The organism is Streptomyces sp. NPDC047081 (assembly GCF_040643775.1).
Taxonomy (GTDB): Bacteria; Actinomycetota; Actinomycetes; order Streptomycetales; family Streptomycetaceae; genus Streptomyces.
Map to the genome: position 1 here is coordinate 14,324 of NZ_JBEYUY010000034.1, position 18,403 is coordinate 32,726.

Annotated in this window: 17 protein-coding genes and 1 pseudogene; 5 read left to right on the forward strand and 13 right to left on the reverse strand. The window is 70.3% G+C overall.

Going from position 1 to position 18,403, the window contains the following annotated elements:
- Positions 1-46 precede the first annotated feature (46 nt).
- Complete coding sequence (locus ABZ848_RS41650) at positions 47-2,836, forward strand: AAA family ATPase (protein WP_360840528.1); 2,790 nt, start codon at positions 47-49, stop codon at positions 2,834-2,836.
- 18 nt (positions 2,837-2,854) lie between these two features.
- On the opposite strand, the gene ABZ848_RS41655 is transcribed toward ABZ848_RS41650, so the two are convergent.
- The 10 genes from ABZ848_RS41655 to ABZ848_RS41700 form a co-directional block, all read right to left on the reverse strand.
- Positions 2,855-3,688, reverse strand: coding sequence for an alpha/beta hydrolase (locus ABZ848_RS41655; protein WP_360840530.1), 834 nt, complete (start codon positions 3,686-3,688; stop codon positions 2,855-2,857).
- A gap of 42 nt (positions 3,689-3,730) precedes the next feature.
- Positions 3,731-4,597 carry an alpha/beta hydrolase gene (locus tag ABZ848_RS41660; RefSeq protein ID WP_360840532.1) on the reverse strand — a complete coding sequence of 289 codons (867 nt, stop codon included), beginning with the start codon at positions 4,595-4,597 and terminating at the stop codon, positions 3,731-3,733.
- A gap of 43 nt (positions 4,598-4,640) precedes the next feature.
- Entirely contained in the window at positions 4,641-5,120 is a 480-nt protein-coding gene (locus tag ABZ848_RS41665; RefSeq protein ID WP_360840534.1) for a cupin domain-containing protein, read from the reverse strand.
- A 14-nt stretch (positions 5,121-5,134) separates the two neighbouring features.
- The gene (locus ABZ848_RS41670; RefSeq protein ID WP_360840535.1) at positions 5,135-6,124 is read right to left on the reverse strand and encodes an alpha/beta hydrolase; all 990 of its coding nucleotides are present in this window, start codon (positions 6,122-6,124) and stop codon (positions 5,135-5,137) included.
- A gap of 75 nt (positions 6,125-6,199) precedes the next feature.
- A complete protein-coding gene (locus ABZ848_RS41675; RefSeq protein WP_360840537.1) occupies positions 6,200-7,027 on the reverse strand; it encodes an SDR family oxidoreductase in 828 nt (275 codons plus the stop codon).
- Entirely contained in the window at positions 7,024-7,833 is an 810-nt protein-coding gene (locus tag ABZ848_RS41680) for an alpha/beta hydrolase (protein ID WP_360840539.1), read from the reverse strand. Before ABZ848_RS41680 ends, ABZ848_RS41675 begins: the two co-directional genes overlap by 4 nt.
- Before the next feature lie 241 nt (positions 7,834-8,074).
- Positions 8,075-8,533: an MFS transporter gene (locus ABZ848_RS41685; RefSeq protein WP_360840541.1), complete on the reverse strand. Its 459-nt coding sequence runs from the start codon at positions 8,531-8,533 to the stop codon at positions 8,075-8,077.
- Positions 8,534-9,044: 511 nt separating this feature from the next.
- Positions 9,045-10,067 carry an aldehyde reductase gene (locus tag ABZ848_RS41690; RefSeq protein ID WP_360840543.1) on the reverse strand — a complete coding sequence of 341 codons (1,023 nt, stop codon included), beginning with the start codon at positions 10,065-10,067 and terminating at the stop codon, positions 9,045-9,047.
- 10 nt (positions 10,068-10,077) lie between these two features.
- Complete coding sequence (locus ABZ848_RS41695) at positions 10,078-10,800, reverse strand: DUF998 domain-containing protein (RefSeq protein WP_360840544.1); 723 nt, start codon at positions 10,798-10,800, stop codon at positions 10,078-10,080.
- A gap of 14 nt (positions 10,801-10,814) precedes the next feature.
- On the reverse strand, positions 10,815-11,864 hold the full coding sequence (locus ABZ848_RS41700; protein ID WP_360840546.1) for an aldo/keto reductase: 1,050 nt from the start codon (positions 11,862-11,864) through the stop codon (positions 10,815-10,817).
- 77 nt (positions 11,865-11,941) lie between these two features.
- Between ABZ848_RS41700 and ABZ848_RS41705 the strand changes: the two genes are divergently transcribed.
- Positions 11,942-12,478, forward strand: a complete 537-nt coding sequence (locus tag ABZ848_RS41705) for a TetR/AcrR family transcriptional regulator (RefSeq protein WP_360840547.1) — start codon at positions 11,942-11,944, stop codon at positions 12,476-12,478.
- Between the two features lie 46 nt (positions 12,479-12,524).
- Positions 12,525-12,734, forward strand: a complete 210-nt coding sequence (locus tag ABZ848_RS41710; RefSeq protein WP_360840549.1) for a hypothetical protein — start codon at positions 12,525-12,527, stop codon at positions 12,732-12,734.
- Positions 12,735-12,842: 108 nt separating this feature from the next.
- Here ABZ848_RS41710 and ABZ848_RS41715 read toward each other — a convergent pair.
- Positions 12,843-13,343, reverse strand: a pseudogene (locus tag ABZ848_RS41715) (hypothetical protein); the annotation flags it as partial.
- Positions 13,344-14,063: 720 nt separating this feature from the next.
- Complete coding sequence (locus ABZ848_RS41720; protein WP_360840551.1) at positions 14,064-14,966, reverse strand: LysR family transcriptional regulator; 903 nt, start codon at positions 14,964-14,966, stop codon at positions 14,064-14,066.
- A 188-nt stretch (positions 14,967-15,154) separates the two neighbouring features.
- Here ABZ848_RS41720 and ABZ848_RS41725 point away from each other — a divergent pair, with 188 nt between their 5' ends.
- On the forward strand, positions 15,155-15,448 hold the full coding sequence (locus tag ABZ848_RS41725; RefSeq protein WP_360840552.1) for a DUF1330 domain-containing protein: 294 nt from the start codon (positions 15,155-15,157) through the stop codon (positions 15,446-15,448).
- Positions 15,449-16,118: 670 nt separating this feature from the next.
- Here the strand turns inward: ABZ848_RS41725 and ABZ848_RS41730 are convergent.
- The gene (locus ABZ848_RS41730; RefSeq protein ID WP_360840554.1) at positions 16,119-17,258 is read right to left on the reverse strand and encodes a helix-turn-helix domain-containing protein; all 1,140 of its coding nucleotides are present in this window, start codon (positions 17,256-17,258) and stop codon (positions 16,119-16,121) included.
- Between the two features lie 88 nt (positions 17,259-17,346).
- Here ABZ848_RS41730 and ABZ848_RS41735 point away from each other — a divergent pair, with 88 nt between their 5' ends.
- Positions 17,347-18,402 carry a ferredoxin reductase gene (locus ABZ848_RS41735; protein ID WP_360840555.1) on the forward strand — a complete coding sequence of 352 codons (1,056 nt, stop codon included), beginning with the start codon at positions 17,347-17,349 and terminating at the stop codon, positions 18,400-18,402.
- The last annotated feature ends 1 nt before the right edge of the window (position 18,403 follow it).

Below are 18,403 nucleotides of genomic sequence, written 5' to 3' on the forward strand. Positions count from 1 at the left end.
CCTAGCGTTCCCCACGTCAGCACATCGACAAGGGGGGATCGGTCCCATGGCGTGGAACGACGTCCACCAGGCACCCGGGCCGCCGATGGTCGGGCGCCACACCGAACGCGAAGCCATCGGTCACCTGCTCGACGCCGTGCGCGACGGCCTCAGCGCCGTCCTCGTCCTGACCGGCGAGGCCGGGATCGGCAAGACCCGGCTGCTGGAGTACGCCGCCCAGCGGGCCGCGGACCTTCGCGTGATCCGCCTGACGCCGGTCGAGACCGAGACCAGTCTCGGCTTCGGCGCGCTGCACCGGTTGCTGCGGCCGTTCCTGAACCGGACGGACCGGCTGCCCGGGCCGCAGCGGGCCGCGCTGGAGGCGGCCCTGGGCCTGGTGGCGGGGCCGCCCCCGGACCGCTATCTGGTCGGGCTTGCGACGCTGACGCTGTTGTCGGACTCCGCCGCCGAGCAGCCGCTGTTGTTGCTGGTGGACGACGCTCACTGGCTGGACCGGGAGTCGGCCGAGGCGCTCGCGTTCGCCGCTCGCCGACTGCATGCCGACTCGCTGGGCCTGATCGTCGCCCTCCGGGACGGGCCCGAGGACAACGGACTGTTCGAGGCACTGAGCGTGCATCGCGTGACCGGTCTGCCGGAGGCGGATGCCAAGGCCCTGCTCTCCCTCGCCGCCCGACGGCTGGATACGGCAGTGGCCGAGCGGATCGTCGCCGGCACCGGCGGCAACCCGCTCGCCCTGCTGGAGCTGACCGAGGCCCTCGCCGCCGAACAACTGGCCGGCATTGCGCCGTTGCCCGACCCGCTGCCGGTGAGCCGACTGCTCGAGGGCCATTTCCGACGCCTGGTCCACGCCATGCCACCCGAGACCACGACCCTGTTGCTGCTCCTCGCCATGGTCCCCGCGGGCGACACGGCGATGATGTGGCGGGCCGCCGGGCGGCTGGGCCTGTCGGCCCGCGCCGTGCAACCGGCCATCGCCGCGGGAATCCTCGCCCGGGACACGCCGCCGGCCTTCCGCCATCCCCTGATCCGCTCGACGCTGTACGCCGGAGCCCGACCCGAGGAACTGCGCCGGGCACACACGGCACTCGCCGCGGCCTGCGACCCCGTACGCGACGCCGACCGCCGCGCCTGGCACCGGGCCGAGGCCGCCGAGGGCCTGGACGACGGCGTCGCCGACGATCTTGCGGCGGCCTCCGAGCGAGCCCGCTCCCGCGGCGGCTACTCCCAGCAAGCCCTGTACCTGTCCCGCGCCGCGGCCTTCACCAAAGCCCCGGACACCCGCGCCGAACGCCTGCTCGACGCAGCGCAGGCCCATCTGATGTCCGGCGACCCGCTGGCCGCGCAGACCGCGCTGGATCTCGCGGCCACCGACATCCGTGGCCCGGTGCTGGGCGCACGCGAGCTACGGATACGAGCGACCGCGCAGATGTTCAGGATCGCCGTGGCCGACGTCCCCGCGATGCTCATGGCCGCCGTGACCAGGCTCGGCCCCCGGGAGCCGGCGCTGTCCTGGGAGCTGCTCTGCGAGGCCCTCCACGCCGCACTGGTCGCCCACGACTCCACGCAGGTCACATCGCCGGCCGAGGTCGCCGCGGCCGCGATCGCCGCGCGGCAGCACATCGCGGACGCATCGTCCCTGGACGGCCGCGACCTTCTGATGGAGGCGTTGGCCCGTCGCGTGGCCGACGGCTACGAACGCGGCGCGCCCGCGCTGCGCACCGCGCTGGACGGGTTGCGGCGCGGCCGCGCGATCAGTGTCGCGCGCAGTCCCTTCGCGGTGATGCTGTCCATGGCCTGCGACGATCTGTGGGAGGTCCAGGCCGGGCGTGACCTCACCGACCGCCTGGCGGCGGCCGACCGCGGCACCTGCGCACTGTACGCGCTGAGCATCACGCTGCTCGTCCAGGCACGCTACGACCTGTGGGACGGGCAGTTCAGGGAGGCGGAGGTCCGCTACGCCGAGTTCGACGACATCGCCGCCGACACCGGCTTCCCCGGCGGCGGAGACATCAACCGGCTCCACCTGTTCGCCCTGACCGGCCAGGAGGCGGAGCTGCGCTCGGCGGTGCGGCGGACCGCCGAGATGCGGAGCATGGGCCACGGCGTGCTCCAACTCCTGGCGCAGCACGCCCTGACCGTGTTCGAGCTGGGGCATGGCCGCTACGGGCAGGCGCTGAAGCACGCGCGAACAGTCTTCGAGAAGGACCCACCGGCCTGCGGCAACCTCATCCTGACGGCGCTCGTCGAGGCCTGTGTCCGTACCGGCGACCGAGCCGGCGCGAGCGAAGCCCTGGCCCGGCTGGAGGAACGCGCCCCGCTCGCCGCCACCCCGTGGGCACTGGGCAGCCTGGCCCTCGGCCGGGCACTGACAGCCGACGGCGACGACGCGGAGAAGTTCTACCAGGAGTCGCTCGACCTGCTCGATCAGAGTTCACTGGCCCTGGAACAGGCCCGTGCGCGGCTCCTGTTCGGCGAGTGGCTGCGCCGCTGCAGGCGGCGCTCCGACGCCAGGACGCAGTTGCGCGCCGCGTACGACAGCTTCGACGCCTTCGGTGCGCTGCCGTACGCCGAGCGTGCCCGGTTGGAGCTTCTCGCCACCGGGGCGAGGGCGCGCAGGCGGTCCGAGGAGACCAGGTTCGATCTCACGTCGCGGGAACGGCAGGTGGCCTCCATGGCGGCCGCCGGGCTGACCAACACGGAGATCGCGACCAGGTTGTTCGTCACGGCGTCGACCGTCGAGTTCCATCTGAGCAGGGTGTTCCGCAAGCTCGGCATCACCTCCCGCAGGCAGATCCCCCGCGCGATCGGCGAACCGGGCCCGGCGACCGATGGCTGACTCTCCTTGAGGCTGTTGTCACTTGCTCAGGAAGGCCAGCAGTGCGGCGTTCACCTCCTCGGCGTGCGTCCACAGCAGACCGTGCGGGGCACCCTCGACCTCGACGTACTGCGCCGAAGGCAGCAGCGCGTGGAAGGGCCGCCCGGTGGCGTCGACCGGCAGGATCCGGTCCGCCGTGCCGTGCAGTATCAACGTCGGTACGTCGATCTTGGCGACGTCGGCGCGGAAGTCGGTGAGCCAGGTCGGCACGCACGCCACCGACGCGTACGCCGAGGCCCCCGCCGCCACGTTCCAGCTGGCCCGCACTGCCTCCTCGCTGATGCGGCTGCCGAGCGTCTCGTCGAGGTTGTAGAACGCCTCGTAGAAACCGGTGAAGTAGGCGTAACGGTCTTTGGTGACCGCCTCCAGGATTCCGTCGAAGACGGACTGGTCGACGCCGCCGGGGTTGTCGTCGGTCTTGAGGAGGAAGGGTTCGAGGGAGGCCAGGAAGGCGGCCTTGGCGACGCGCTGTGAACCGTACGTGCCGAGGTAGCGGCCGACTTCTCCCGTGCCCATGGAGAATCCGACGAGTACGGCGTCGGTGAGGTCGAGCTCGGTCAGGAGTGTGTCGAGGTCGGCGGCGAAGGTGTCGTAGTCGTAGCCCGTGGTCGGCTGCGAGGACCGGCCGAAGCCGCGCCGGTCGTAGGTGATGACCCGGTGGCCGGCGTCGAGCAGGGCCGGGAGCTGTTTCTCCCAGGAGTGGCCGTCGAGCGGGTAGCCGTGGATCAGGACGACGGGTTGTCCACTCCCGTGGTCCTCGTAATACAGCTCGATGTCGGCGGAGTTCTCCTGTCCGACGGTGATGTAGGGCATGTCGGTTCCCTTCGGAGCTTGACGGATGGGCTTGGTGCCGAGTCAGGAGGTGGCGCGGGCGGCGGTTTCGATGATGTGTGCGGTCGCTTCGGGGTGGGAGACGAGGACCGCGTGCGAGGCGGTGCGGATCACCTCGGTGTGAGAGCCCGCGCGCTGGGCCATCGCCTGTTCCGCAGCGGGTGGGATGGCGTGGTCGGCGCCTGCGACCAGGAACCAGGACGGCACGGTCTTCCATGCCGGCGTGCTGCTGGGTTCCTCGAAGGCGGCCAGCGCCACCGGCCGTTGCCCGGCCGCCATCAGGCGGGCCTTGCCGTCCGGTACGTCGGCGGCGAAGACCTGGCGGAAGTCCGCGGGGCTGACGTAGGCGTCCTGGCCGCCCGGGAAGGGGCGGACCGTCAGCGCCGGTGGGAGCTGACTGCCTGGGTACTTTCCGAGGATCGCCAGGCCGGACTCGCCCTGGTCGGGGGCGAACGCGGCGATGTAGACCAGGGCCTTCACATTGGGGTGGCCGACCGCGGCGTCGGTGATGACGGCGCCTCCGTAGGAGTGGCCGACCAGGATGACCGGCCCCGCGATGGTGTCCAGGACACTCGACACGTAGGCCGAGTCGCCGGCCAGACCGCGGAGCGGGTTCGCGACGCCGATGACCGGATAGCCCTGCCGCTGGAGCCGTGACGTGACCGCGTCCCAGCTCGACGAGTCGGCGAACGCGCCGTGGACGAGGACCACGGTGGGTCTTGGGGTGCTCGGTTTGGCCGACTCCGTCACCGCCTGGGCGCCGGTGGGCGTGGCGGCGGTCAGTGCCGGGATCGCGAGCAGCGTTGCGGCGGCCATCGCCGAGAGCATCAGCTTCTTGCGGTGCACGGCGCGCGTGGATGGACGGACGGGGACGGGTTCGGTGCCTGTCATGGCTGTGCTCCTCGTCTTTCCCGCTCTCACGGGGCGGTCTGACTCACAAGGACGGCGGCGGTCCGGTGACCCGCAGGTGGAAGGCCTCGGCCGAGGCCACGACCGCCGCGAGATCGAACTCCGGCGGCAGGTCTCCCGCTTCGGCGACAGGGGTGCCGTTGGACCTGAAGTACTCCTCTATCCAGGCCGGGCTGAACAGCACCGCGATCCGCGCCCCTTCCGGCGAGCGCACCAGATAGCTGTGCGGGACCCCGCGCGGCCCGTACGCGACCTGTCCGGGCACCAGGTCGTGGCGCTGGTCGCCGACGAAGAACGTCACCTCGCCGTCGAGGACGAACCAGACCTCCTCCTCGTCCTCGTGGACATGGTGCGGGGGCGCGTGGCCGACCGGGTCGGCGAACTCCATCAGGCTGAGCCGGTTGTCGGTCGCGGTGCCGGGCAGCAGGATCCTGGCCTGGCCGCCGAGGAACCAGAAGGGTTCACGTTCGGCCGTCGGCGCAAAGGTCGGGAAGAACCGGGTCACTTTCGCTCCTGACGTCATCGGTGCCCGCCCAGGAAATGCAGCAGCATGTCGGTCATTTCTTCGGGGTGCTCCTCGTAGATCCAGTGGCCGGAGTCGGGGACGACGGCCGGGGTGACGTGGGTGGCGTAGCGGCGTACCTGCTTCGCGACGGACGAACCGAGGCTGCCGGAGGCGCCGATCGCGAGCACCGGCATGGTCAGCGGCTTCTGCTGGAACCGTGCGTTGTCGGCGATGTCCTGGGGGAAGGTCCTGAACCACGCGAAGCTCGCTTCGAGGCGTGCGTGGTCGCGCAGGTAGGAGGCGAAGACCTGGAGGTCGTCCGGGGTCAGGGCTTCCTTGTGTACGGCGAGGCCCCGCATGAAGCCCGACGTCCAGGTCAGCTCACGGCCCCGGATCAGGCTCTCCGGGAGGCCGGTCTGCAGGGAGAAGAAGCCGAAGTGCCATGCGCCCGGTCCCTGGGCCGTCAGCGACGGAAATTGGTAGATGCCCTGGTCGGGGATCGGCGCCTCGCTGAGGACCAGTTTCCTGACGCTGTGCGGGTATTGCGCGGCGTAGGCGTAGGCGACCATCGTGCCGATGTCGTGGCCGACGACGTTCACGTCGTGGTCCTTGCCGAGGGACGCGAGAAGTGCGTGCAGCTTGGCGGCCATGGTCTTCTTGTCGTAGCCGGACGCCGGGGCGTCGCTGTGGCCCGCGCCGGGCAGGTCCGGGGCGATGACCGTGTAGTGCTCGGCGAGCGCGGGCATGATGCCGTGCCACTCGTACCAGGTCTGCGGGTAGCCGTGGATCAGGACCAGCGTCGGGCCGTGGCCGCCGATGACGTAGTTGATGCCGGTTCCGGCGACCTGGGACTTGTTTTCGCTGAAGCCGGCGGGCATCCGCTCGCCGGCCGACGATGCCGGCTTGGCTGAGGCCGCGGCCGTGAGGGTGGTCGTGCCGAGGCCGACGGCCAGGGCGAGGATCGCCGCCGCCAGGCGGCGGGATCCGGGCAGGCGGAGTCTCACTGGTCCATCCAAGGGATGTGAGGGGGTGAGCGATAAGCGGCGATGCCGGTGGCGGGCCTGCTACGTGACGGCGGGTCAGAGGGACTCGACGAGGCCGCCGTCGATGATGAAGTCGGCGCCGGTGATGTTCGTTGCCGCGGGACCGGCGAGGTAGACGACGAGATCGGCCACCTCGGCCGGACGGGTGAAGCGACCGGTCACCGACTGGCCTGCCGCACCGCGGGCCACCTCACGGGGATCGACGCCCCGGGAGGCGCCGACCGTGGCGGCGACACCGTCGGCGCCCTGCCACAGCGCCGTCTCCACCGGGCCCGGTCCGACGGTGTTCACCCGCACGCCCTGCGGCCCCACTTCCTTGGACAGGGCCTTGCAGAAGTTGGTCAAGGCCGCCTTCGCCGCGCCGTAGTCGATGACCAGCGGGTCCGGCAGCCTGGCGTTGACGGAGGAGACGGTGACGATGCGTCCCGCGCCGGTGGCGAGCAGGTGTGGCAGGGCGGCCCGGGTGGTGCGGACGGCGGCCATGAGGTTGACCGTGAACGTCCACTCCCAGTCCTCGTCCGTCACGCTCAGGAAGCCGTCGACCCGCGGCCGTACCGCGCCGACGTTGTTCACGAGGACGTCGACACCACCGTGGACGGCTACGGCTTCGGCGACCAGCGCGGCCGGACCGTCGGGGGTCGCCAGGTCGACTTCCACGACGGTGAGTTCGGCGCCCTGCTTCACCAGCGCGTCGAGGGCTTCGGTACGTTCCCTCGATCCGGCGACGACGCTGGAACCGGCCGCGAGGAAGGCCTCGACGACGGCCAGTCCGATACCGCGCCCGGCACCGGTGACCACGACGGCCTGTCCCACAAGGCCCGCGTCGGCACCGGGGGTTGCGGTGCTCCGGGAGGGCGACGTCATCGTGCGGTCTCCGGACTCTGCTGCCGCAGCCAGGTGAGAACGGTGTCCGCGACCTCGCGCCAGCCGCCGTCGATCGTCAGGGAGTGCCCGCGGTCGGGGAAGTTGATGATGTCCGTGACGGCCTCGGAATGCCGGTACTGCTTGAGGGTGGCCCGGGTGACGACCTCGGGCACGGTGTGGTCCTTGCCGCCGGAGATGAGCAGCAGCGGGCCGCGTCCGCTGTTGTCCGTGTCGACCTTCGCGGGCGAGTGGGGGTTGAAGTTGGCGGCGGCTGCCTCGTAGAGCGGCTTGCCCGGCGCGGGGATGGTCCAGCGCTCGTACAGGGCCGCCGATTCCTCCTCCGCGATGGCGTTGCCGAAGGCGAACCTGAACTGCTCCGGGGTCAGGGAGACCGACCGGCGCTTGTTGGCCGGGTTCTTGAAGACCGGGAGCGTCGCCTTCAGTGCGGACAGGGGCAGTGGCAGGACGCCCTTGATCTGTGCGGCGTCGATCGCGACCGCGGCGGCGGCGCGGTCCTGGCCGAGCAGCTTCTGGGCGATCATCCCGCCGAAGGAGTGCCCGATCACGAGGGGCCGCGCGGGCAGGGTCTCGAACAGGGTCGCGTAGTGGTCCACGACGTCGTCGATGCCGTATCCGGCCACGCTCTCGGGGTTCTGACGCGCCTCCTCGACAGTGTCGGGGTCGCCGGGCCACCCCGGCGCGGAAGGGTCGTAGCCCTCCGCGCGGAACAGATCGATCCACGGTTGCCAGGAGGAGCTGTGCAGCCAAAGGCCGTGGATGAAGACCACGGGAAGGGGGACGGTCACGGCGGGACCTCTCGTGTGTGGGTGTGCTGACCCGACATCCGCACACGAAACCGGAAACTCCGCTGCTCTCGCACCGGGGTTACACCCCAGTGGTTCGGGGGCGGGTGGAAGTGGGCGGCGAGGAGCCAGGCATGGTCTCCGCCGAATTGGCCGGGGCATGGACCAGAGTCGGGCCAGTGGGCCGAACACAACCGGGACCTCATTGCCCTCGACGCGGCGGACCTCGCGTCGAATGAACGAATCAAGGGCTGCGGGGCGGAAGGTCGCCGGGCCGGAAGAAGCGTGCCGCGGCCACCAGGAGCAGGGCGAGTGCGGCGGGAACCGCATAGGCGATGCGGAAGTGGCCCGTCGCCCCGAGCCCCCCCCCGCTCGCTCCGGCTCCGACGAGGACGCCGACGTAGTTGAAGACGTTGAGCCGGGCCAGCACCGTCTCGGGGGCGCCGGGTCGCAGTCGGCCCGCCGCTGCGACGCACAGCGGGGTGAGGGCGGCGACTCCGAGGCCGGCACACCCTGCCGCGGCGAAGGCGTACGGCCAGCTCGGGGCCGCGGCAAGGGCGGCCAGTGCCACGGCCGCGAGCAGAGCGGCGGCTCGCTGCCACCTCGGCCGCGGCGATCTGGCCCTCCGGGCGAGCGAGACAAGTTCCGCTCGCCCTTGGTGAGTTGGGTGCGCTGTTGCGAGGTGGAACACACGCCCGGGCACACGCCTCCAGTGCGCGGTACGCCCAGGTCATGAACGGCCGTCATGTGTATGCGAGCTGGCCCGGCACGAACTGCGCGAGATCATGAACGCGATCCTGTGCGCGGACCGCACAGGCTGGCAGTGGTTGTTCCGGGCTTTCCGCTGTGCGTTGCCCGGGTGGCACGTCGGCCTTCGTCGACCCGCTGCTGCCGCCGTGGCGGACTGCCGCCCCGCTCGAAGCCGGACTGCTCCTGACTCCGCTGCGAACTCGGTCCGGCCTACGGCACCTTCGCCCCGCCCCGTGCCCACGGTGCGCTTGAGGGCGATCGTCCGGTCAGGGGTCACGCACCTGCACGGCAGACGGTCCCTTCGCTTCAGCGGTAGTTCACCAAGCTTGGACCGGTGACGGCAGGCGGCCGGCAGACGGCGATTCAGGACTCCGGTGCACGGGTCGGGGCAACGTCAATGGCCTTTGTGGGCAGGTCTGTTCTGCCCGGCGCTGTGCATCCATGGAAGCGCGCTGCCGTCTCGGTCATAGGCCGATGCCGTGTGCAAGGAGACTCTCGGCCGTCTCGGCGATGGTGTCCTCGATCGGCCGGGCCCGCCACCCCAGGAGTCGCTCGGCCTTGGCGCTCGTGGCGTCGAGATCGCGGCCGAGCTGGTGCCTGAGCAGTCGTAGTTCCGGGTTCACGACACCCAGCGCGCGGGCGAGCCAGACGGGCAGTTCACGGGTCGGGGCCTTCGCGGCGCGCTCACCCAGGCGGTCACGCAGTATGCGGGCTATCTCGACGACGCGCAGGCTGTGCCCGGCGACGGCAAGGAAGCGCTCGCCGGCGGCTGCCGGATCGGTCATCGCACGCACGTGCAGGTCGGCGACGTCGCGCACATCCACGTAGCCCATGGCGAAGGGCGGGCACGCCGGGACCCGTCCCTCGAGCATTCTGCGCACCAGACGCAGGGACGGCGGGTCGTCCGGGCCGAGCAGGGGGCCGAAGACGCCCACGGGATGCACCGCTGTCAGCTCCAGACCATCACCTTCTTCTTGGACGAACTGCCAGGCGGCGCGCTCGGCCAGGGTCTTGGAGCGCTGGTAGGGCGGGATGTCGCTGTCGAGGTCGGTCCAGTCCTCCTCGGTGAACGGGGTCGAGCGCGGTGGGTGCCCGATCCCGATGGCACCGAAGGCACTGGTGAGGACGACCCGGCGGACTTTGGCGTCACGGGCGGCGCGCAGCACTCGTACAACGCCCTCCCGTGCCGGGACGACCAGGTCGTCGTCGTTCGCCGGGGTGTGACGCAGGGTCGGGGAGGCGACGTGCAGGACGTAGTCGCAGTCGGCGACGGCGTCGTCCCAGTCCTCGGGGTGTTCGAGGTCGGCGCGTACGACCGTGAGGCGGTCGTCGTCGAACGGACCGGCCTCGTGGAGCCATGAGCGCAGTGCCGGTTCACGCCGCAGGTCGCGAACCGTGGTGCGTACGGCGTGTCCGGCTTCGAGCAGGGTCAGGACGCACCAGCTGCCGATGAAACCTGTTCCTCCGGTGACCAGTACCTGTGACATCTGTGTCTCCTCAGCGCGCGACGTGCGCATCGAAAGGGGGTAGCGGGCGCGTCGCGTGACGACGCGGGGCGGAAGCGGCCAGGCCGCTTCCGAGGAGGGCGTGGCCGATCATGATCGGGTAGATCACGGCGCGCTCGAACATGCCGACGTTCCACATCCAGCCGGTGAGGACGTCGGCCATGAAGAGCGGGAACGCGATCAGTCCGAGGGTGCCGAGTGCGACGCTCGCGAGCGACCTGCCCCTGCCGAGACCGGCGCGGGCTCCATTGGCTCCGACGACGATCGCCATGGTGTTGCCGGCGATCATGACGGTCTGCGCGCCGAGGGTGTGGAACGCGATGAGGCCGTTGTCGACGTTGGCGTTGGAGCCCTGGACGATGCCGACGAGCGCGACTCCGATGCCGGCGAGGACGGCGAGGACCAGGACAATGACCGGGCGGGGGCCCCTGCGGGGGTCGAACACGAGGAACGAGCCGACGATCAGGAGGATGCCGTAGAGGACCCAGCCCGTGTCCATGACGGCCCCGAGAGGGGAGTTCGCGACCTGCCCGAACGCGGTCTGTGCCGGACCGGTCAGGCCGAGGTGACTGACCCAGTTGTAGAGGGGTGAGTACGGCGGGTCCTGCCAGGCGGCAGCGGTGATGAACTCGGCGAGCCAGGACAGGAGCGGGCCGAGGAGGATGAGGAGGGCCCCGGCGTTGGTGGCAGCGCCGGAGCGGACGATGGGCTTCACGGGCTCCATGGGCTTCATGCCAGGGCCATTCCGGGGACGCGTCGGCGGATGGCCTCCATCTCGGCTTCGTCCGAGACGCCCTGCCAGTCGTACCGCGGCGTGTATGGGGCCTCCAGGGCGCGCACCTCGTCGTCGGTGAGCTCGACTTCCAGGGAGGCCACGGCCTCGTCGATCTGCCGGATCGACCCGGCGCCGACCAGCGGTGCGGTGACGACCGGCTGACGTTGCAGCCAGGCGAGTGCGACCTGCGCACGGGTGACGCCGCGCGCGTCCGCCACCTGCCCGACCGCGTCGACTATCGCCTTGTTGGACGCCTCCTCCTCGGGTGAGTAGAGGAGGTCCGCGTACGCTCCGTCCGTCTCGGAGCGTGCCGTGGCGCGGGCGTCGTCCCACGCGCGGGCCAGGCGTCCGCGCGCCAGGGGCGACCAGATGACTGTGCCGACACCCTCGTCCAGGCACAGCGGGATCATTTCGCGCTCCTCCTCGCGGGCGAGGAGGTTGTAGTGGTTCTGCATCGACACGAAGCGCGCCCAGCCGTTCTGCTTCTGCAGGTGCAGGGCCTTCGCGAACTCCCATGCGTGCATGGAGGAGGCACCGAGGTAGCGGACCTTGCCGGCCTTCACGAGGTCGTTGAGCGCTTCGAGCGTCTCCTCCCAGGGGGTGGAGTGGTCGTTGCGGTGGATCTGGTAGAGGTCGATGTAGTCCGTTCCCAGGCGGCGCAGGGAGTGGTCGACCTCCGTCATGATCGCCTTGCGCGACAGCCCCCGTCCGTTCGGGCCGAGGCGCATCGGGTGGCGCAGCTTCGTGGCGATGACCACGGCGTCGCGGTCGGCGTAGTCCTTCAGCGCGCGGCCGAGGATTTCCTCGCTGGAACCGTTGGAGTACATGTTCGCGGTGTCGAAGAAGTTGATCCCCGCCTCCACCGCGTGCCGGATGAGCGGCCGGGCGTCCTGCTCGCCCTTCGACCAGACGGGGTGCCCGCGGTCGGGATCGCCATAGGTCATCGCGCCGATCGCGATCGGTGACACGTCCATGCCGGTGGTGCCGAGCTTGATGTAGTGCATGACGCCCCTCTAAAGTAAGTGGAGAGCTCTCCGAATACCGTAGTGGAGAGTTCTCCACTTAGCAAGGTGAGGTCCCCGTGGTCCGTTCAGACGCTCGCGAGAACCGGGCACGCATCCTCGCGGCCGCCCGCGAGGCGATCAGCGAGGACGGCAACGCCTCGATGAACCAGGTGGCTCAGCGCGCCGGAGTCGGGGCGGGCACGCTGTACCGCAACTTCCCCACCCGCGAGGCCCTGGTGCTGGCCGTCTACCAGGACGAGGTGGCGCGCATCACCGGCACCGTGCCGGACCTGCTGGCCGAGATGCCGCCACTGGAGGCGCTGCGCCACTGGACCACGGACCTCGTCGAAGCCATGCGCAAGAAGCACGGCCTGGGTGACGCCCTCAGCGCCGGGGCGCATCAGGCGATCACCGAGGAGAGCTACGGCCCCGTCATCGCCGCCCTCACCCAGCTCCTGGACGCCGGCAAGAAGGACGACAGCATCCGCCAGGACGCCGACCCCGGCGATTTCCTCCAGCTCACCGGGGCACTCTGGCGCGCAGCGTCCACCCCTGAGGACCGCGCCCCCCACATGCTCGGGCTCATCCTCGACGGCCTGAGCACGCACCGGTAGGCAACAGAAGTGGCAGACCAGGACCCGGTTGGACGACGGTGGGCCCGTGACCGAGGTCGCCGGGCTCACCCTCGGCAGCGAACTGACGTACCAGATCGTGGGCGCGGTCCGGTTCTGGACAGTGCTCGAACAGCCGCGGGAGTGCCTCGGCTGCGCGCGGGCTGCGGCGGGATGGCGCGGTCGGGATCCAGCGGGTGACGTCGCGCGGCAGGGGCGGCCGTTCGCCTGGGGTGTCGATCGGCAGGCCGCGGCGTAGGGGTGCGATGGCCTTCTTGACCCGTTGCTATTGGCCGCGGTGGTGCGGAGGCGGAATCCGTACAACGTCGTCGCACTCGCCGACAGTGCCGCGACTCGTGACGGAGCGTCACCGACGCACGGCCGACCAGGCCCGTGGCATTGACCCGTCTGTCCTCCCCCGCGCCACCTGGCGGGCTCCCTGGAGGCGCAGGCCGGTGAGTTGTTCGGAGGTTTCCCATACTCGGGTGGCCTCTTGGGTGCTGGTGAGGCGGCTGTAGAGCTTTTGCTCGGCGGGTGGGCCACCCAGGTGGAGCGGTCCGCTGGGTCCGTAGAACCGCCCGGGCTTGGCATCCGGGGACGTGGCGGCGTACAGGGCGGGGAATTTCGCGCTCTCGACGGTTCCGAGGAGGATGCCGCGGGCGGACAGGAAATGGATCACGCGGACACCGAGGGTGTCCTTGTCCCGCCCCATCTCGGGGCGGGCGGACAGCAGGCTGGTCGGTGCGACGCCAGGGTGGGAGATGTTGCTGGTGATGCCCCAATCGCCTTCCTCGCTGCGCCGGTTGAGTTCCACACCGCACAGCCCGAACGTGATCTTCGACTGGCTGTAGGCGCGCTGGCCGCGGTAGTAGCGTGCCCAGGCGGCGCGTGCCGTCGTTGAAGGCGTGGACGTCCCACTGCTGGTAGCGGCCGCTGTTGCAGGGGGAACGTACGGAACCCGTATTCCCGGCTGTCGTCCATGCAGCGCGGTGTGCCGAGGCTCTGGAAGGTGTTCACGACCAGGACAGTGCTCCCGCTGTCCTGGGACTCCTGTGCGGCCTCGGCGCTGCCGGTCGTGGTGACCAGTGCGCCTGCGCAGAGCAGGGCCGCCGCGGCCGTCTTGAGCGACTACATGTCATCCCCCGGATGTCTGAGTGGTCGGACTCGCGCGCCAAGACTCACACCGGGGCCCCACAGCCACCAGACGTTTCAGCTATGACCGAAAGGAGGTTCGCGACGGTGTCCGGGAAAGCCGGCAGGTCCCAGGACGCGGGCTGGCCGGGCGGCCGCTGCTGGGCGGGCCCCCTTCCGGTGCGCGAGGGCAACCGAGGGTGAAGGAGCCCCAGCCGGTGTTGCTCCGGCCTTCGCGCCACGCCCAGGTATCCCTACCGAATCCGGCTGCAGGGAACCGTGCTGGACTTGCCGTGGAGCGAGCCGATCACCTCAGGCGGTGAAGCGGTGAGCGCGAGGAAGCGCCACATGACGTCACCGCCGACGACGCCACCGCCTTCCGTATCCGGGAACTGCTCGCCGCACGGTGCGCGATCGCACCGGCGACCGGTAGCCGTCTCGCTGCACCTCTTGCGTTTCAGTCCGGCAGCCAGTGCAGTTCGTGCGCGAGGGTCTTGGCGACGGTATGGATGCGGTGGTGTAGCGGCGACTGCTCGCGTGGGAGGACCAGGTGGATCGTCAGGCTGGGGGCGCCCCGCAGTGGTCGCCAGGTGAGACCGGTCGGTTGTGCGGTGGCCGCGGCTTCTCCGGCCGGGGCGAGGGTGACCCCGTCGCGCAGGTCGCGCTGAGACATGTCGAAAAAGGCTGCGGTCGTGTGGAATCGGGGGTGTGGTCGGGTGTCTCGGAACAGTGCGGACAGCTGATCGTGGATTACGGGGTTGGCCGTACGGTCGGGGAGTCGCAGCGGATACGCGGCCGCGTCGGCGATCTCGATCTCCGGGTGTTCGGCCAGCGGATGGTGCTGTGCCAGTTGGACTCCGATGCGCGCACGCCGCAGCAGGAACCGGCGCACGCCACGGCCCGGTTGTTCACCGCGGGTGATCCCGGCATCGATGCGGCCGTCGGCCACCGCGGGGGAGATCTCCGGTGTCGGCATCGGGACCGCGCCGACCTCGAGTCCCGGGCTGCTGCGAATCAGCCTGTCCACCAGGGCCGGTGTCGTCTCGGCGCCGGTGCTGAGGCTGTATCCGATGCGCAGCGTGCCCAGTTCACCGGCCGCCGCGCTCCGGGCGGTGTCCCATGCCCGGTCCAGCGCCGCCAGCGCGGGCGGCGCGGATTCCGCCAACGCCGCACCTGCCGTGGTCAATACGACGCTGCGCGTGTTACGGACCAGCAGGGCCGTACCGAGTTCCGCCTCCAGTCGGCGCATCCGGGCGCTGAGTGCGGGTTGTGCGATACCGATCCGTGCGGCCGCGCGGGTGAAGTTCAACTCCTGCGCCAGTACCAGGAAGTACCGCAGGCTCACCGTATCCGGCGCCACGTGCCCTCCCCGCCGATTGATAACGATCCGTTCTGAGCCTAGGCCGTACCGGTCTTTCCCTCGACCGCATATCAAGCCCTAACCTGCGCATATGACGATTCAACTGACCGCAGTATCCGTCGCCGGGATCGATCGGTCCGCGTGTCAATTCGACGTCTGACGTGGCCGGTCGAACACAGGAGGTTTCCATGGCTAAGGGCTACTGGGTCAGTGTCTACCCCGCCATTTCCGACCCTGAGACGCTGACTGCCTACAACAAGCTGGCCCGTCCGGCTGTCCAGGCTGGGGGCGGGCGCACCCTGTCCCGTGGCGGTCGAGTCGTCGCCCACGAGGCCGGAATCACGCAACGCGTCGTTCTGATCGAGTTCGACAGCTTTGAGCAGGCCGTCGCGGCATACGAGAGCGAGGCATACCAGAAGGCGCTGGTGGCCCTCCCCGACGGCGTCGAGCGCGACTTCCGCATCATCGAAGGCATTGCCTGACCGGCGGGCCCGGCCGTCGCTGAGCATGAGTTCGAAGCCATGCCCCGCGTCCCAGTTCGTCGTCGACGTCCGGGCCGGCGGCGCTGTCTCGCTGACCTCGTCTGCGAAGCTCGCCCTCGCCCGAAGCGAACCGCTTCTCCCGCGACAGATCGGTCAACGTTGCAGGACGCCCACCGCCAGTACCCCGCTGGCCTGTCGGGGCGAAGAAGTCGCCGGAGCTATCTCGGCGCACGCAACTTGACTGTCGGGACCGGCTGCCGCGATGTCCTCCAGGCCCTCCCAGAGTGTGTGGGTCTCCTCGATTCGTCCACCGGTCGTGCTCGCCGCGAGGATGAGGTGGCTTCGCGGGCCAGGCGGCGGTGGTGCGTTCGATGACCCAGCGGCGGCATCGGATGCCCCACCGCAGCCTCAAGCACGGCCCCAGCCACGGCCTCGGGCGGCGCAGGCGCCTGCAGTTCGCCGACCGCAGCCTGTTGCCGCCTCCTGTGGATGGTCTCGTCGTCGGTCACGCCGATATTCGTTGCAACTGCCACCGACAGCCTGTCCGGGCCGTCCGAGGAGACTCGTGGTGGGCACCGTTGATCACCGAAGGGCGTGCGGACAGACGATGAGACGGTGACCGCCGGCCACAGCATGGATCGCATGCCGGCGAACATGGTCGACGTACGCGTCAGCCGGCCCGAAGACCCACCGCCAGCGTCAGTTCAAGCACCCTGTGCGGCGATGCGAGATCCGGAAACAGCTCCCGCAGCTGCGCCATCCGGTACCGGACGGTCTGGGGATGGACGAACAACGCCGCCGCCACCTCCTCCCGCCTGCCCTGGTGCAGCAGCCACTCCCGCAACGTCTCCTCCAGCCGCCGTGCGGTCGCAACCGGCAAGGTCCGCAATGGTGCGAGGGCCCGGGCACGCAGGTCTGCGAACGCGTCCGCGTCGGCGCTGAGCACCAGTTCGGGCAGGTGGTCCTCGGTGTCGCGGATGTCTGGGGAGAGCACGCGTGCACGCACGGCGCGTTGGTAGGAGGCGGACGCACGCGTCCAGGGACGGGCCGGGCCGATGACGGCGGTGCGGTCGGCCAGCTGCCGCACGAGATGGGAGCGGTCGGCGTCGGGGACGAGCAGTACGCCGGTGGCGTCCGGGAGATCGTCGAGGACGAGGGTGCTGGGGTCGAGCACTCGGTAGGCGGGCCGGGCCTGGGCGGCGGGCAGCAGGATGGCGGTCAGGGAGACCGGGGGCTGCCACCCGGCCCGTTGGGCAGAGACCAGCAGCACGTCCGGGCTCGCGCCGGCGAGCAGGTCGCGGGCCAGCTGTTCCAGGTGGCGCTCGTGGGCCCGGCCCCGGGCAGCCAGTTCGTCGGCGTGGCCCGCGGCACTCGCTGCGGACAGCTCGTCGATGTAGGCGAAGGTCAGCTCGGCGAACTTGGCCACCTCGGCGGCGGGCAGACCTGCAGGTACGGCACCCGCTGCCAGGCATCGCCACGCCACGCGGGCGCCGACGCGGTAGGCGCTGAGCAGGGCGTCCATCGATCGGCCGTCGCGTACCTCGCCGCGCCCCAGCTCGTAGGCGGCGTCACCGGCATCGCCGCCGGTGGCGTTCCCGCTCGCGAGGTCCAGGTAGTGCCCCAGGGCGGTGCGCACGGCTCGGCGGATGGTGGCGCCCATGGGGCCCGCCAGGGCATTGGCGTAGGACGGGACCTCGTCGATGATCGCCTGGACGACCTCGTCGGCGGTGGCCCTCAGCGCGGCCCGCAGTGCTGTGACCGTCGTCTCGTCCAGGGCCAGTTCGCTGACCCTCCGCATGGCATGGCTCACGTCTTTTATTCCCTGCGAACAATTCCACCGACCAGATTCACATCCTGCGGTCAGGACTTTACACCTCAAGGCGCATCAAGCTGGAGTCATGACGAGTGCAGCCCTCCGCAGCAGGGCGTGGAAACTGCTGGAGATGGTCACGACGCCACTGCTACCGTCGGACTACCTCGACCTGGTCAGCCCGCTGCGTGCGGGCGCCGATCTGCGCGGGCGCATCGAGGCCGTACGCCCCGAGACGCCGGACGCCGCGACCATCGTGATCCGGCCGGGACGGGGCTGGCGCGGCCACACGGCCGGTCAGTACGTGCGGGTCGGAATCGACGTCGACGGGGTGCGCCTGTGGCGTGCCTACTCCCTCACCTCACCGACAGACCGCCGGGACGGCCGTATCACGATCACGGTGAAGGCGATCGAGGACGGCAAGGTCAGCAACCACCTGGTCCGCAGGGCGAAACCGGGCACGCTGATCCAGCTCGACCAGGCGACCGGTGACTTCGTGCTGCCCAAGGCCCCGCCCGCCAAGGTGCTCTACCTGACGGCCGGCAGCGGCATCACGCCCGTGATGGGCATGCTGCGCGACACCGCGTTCGACGACGTCGTCATGGTCCACTGCGCGCCACGACCGCAGGACGTGATCTTCCGCGGCGAACTGCACGGCCTGGTCGCGGCGAACAAGCTGCGGCTCACCGAGGTGCACACCGACACGGACGGCATGCTCGACATCGCCCGTCTCGACGAACTCGTGCCCGACTGGGCCGAGCGCGAGACCTGGGCCTGCGGGCCCGCGGGCCTGCTGGATGCCGCCGAAAAGCACTGGAGCGAGCACGGCGTACCAGAGCGCCTGCACACCGAACGCTTCCGCCCCAGCGTCGTCGCCACCGGCGACGGCGGCGAGGTCACGTTCAGCGCCACCGGCAAGAGCGTCGACGCGGATGGCGCCACGCCGTTGCTGGACATCGGCGAGGAGGCCGGTGTGCTCATGCCCTCCGGGTGCCGGATGGGCATCTGCTTCGGCTGCGTCACGCCGCTCAAGGCGGGCGCCGTACGCGACCTGCGCACCGGCGAGATCACCCAGGCCGAGCCGGGCGTCCTCATCCAGACCTGTGTGTCCGCCGCGGCGGGCCCCTGCGACATCGAACGGTAGG

Excerpts from the sequence above, each read along its gene's own strand:
- ABZ848_RS41650 (WP_360840528.1), top strand. The coding sequence starts at position 47 with ATGGCGTGGAACGACGTCCACCAGGCACCCGGGCCGCCGATGGTCGGG.
- ABZ848_RS41655 (WP_360840530.1), bottom strand. The coding sequence starts at position 3,688 with ATGCCCTACATCACCGTCGGACAGGAGAACTCCGCCGACATCGAGCTG.
- ABZ848_RS41660 (WP_360840532.1), bottom strand. The coding sequence starts at position 4,597 with ATGACAGGCACCGAACCCGTCCCCGTCCGTCCATCCACGCGCGCCGTG.
- ABZ848_RS41675 (WP_360840537.1), bottom strand. The coding sequence starts at position 7,027 with ATGACGTCGCCCTCCCGGAGCACCGCAACCCCCGGTGCCGACGCGGGC.
- ABZ848_RS41690 (WP_360840543.1), bottom strand. The coding sequence starts at position 10,067 with ATGTCACAGGTACTGGTCACCGGAGGAACAGGTTTCATCGGCAGCTGG.
- ABZ848_RS41700 (WP_360840546.1), bottom strand. The coding sequence starts at position 11,864 with ATGCACTACATCAAGCTCGGCACCACCGGCATGGACGTGTCACCGATC.
- ABZ848_RS41725 (WP_360840552.1), top strand. The coding sequence starts at position 15,155 with ATGGCTAAGGGCTACTGGGTCAGTGTCTACCCCGCCATTTCCGACCCT.
- ABZ848_RS41735 (WP_360840555.1), top strand. The coding sequence starts at position 17,347 with ATGACGAGTGCAGCCCTCCGCAGCAGGGCGTGGAAACTGCTGGAGATG.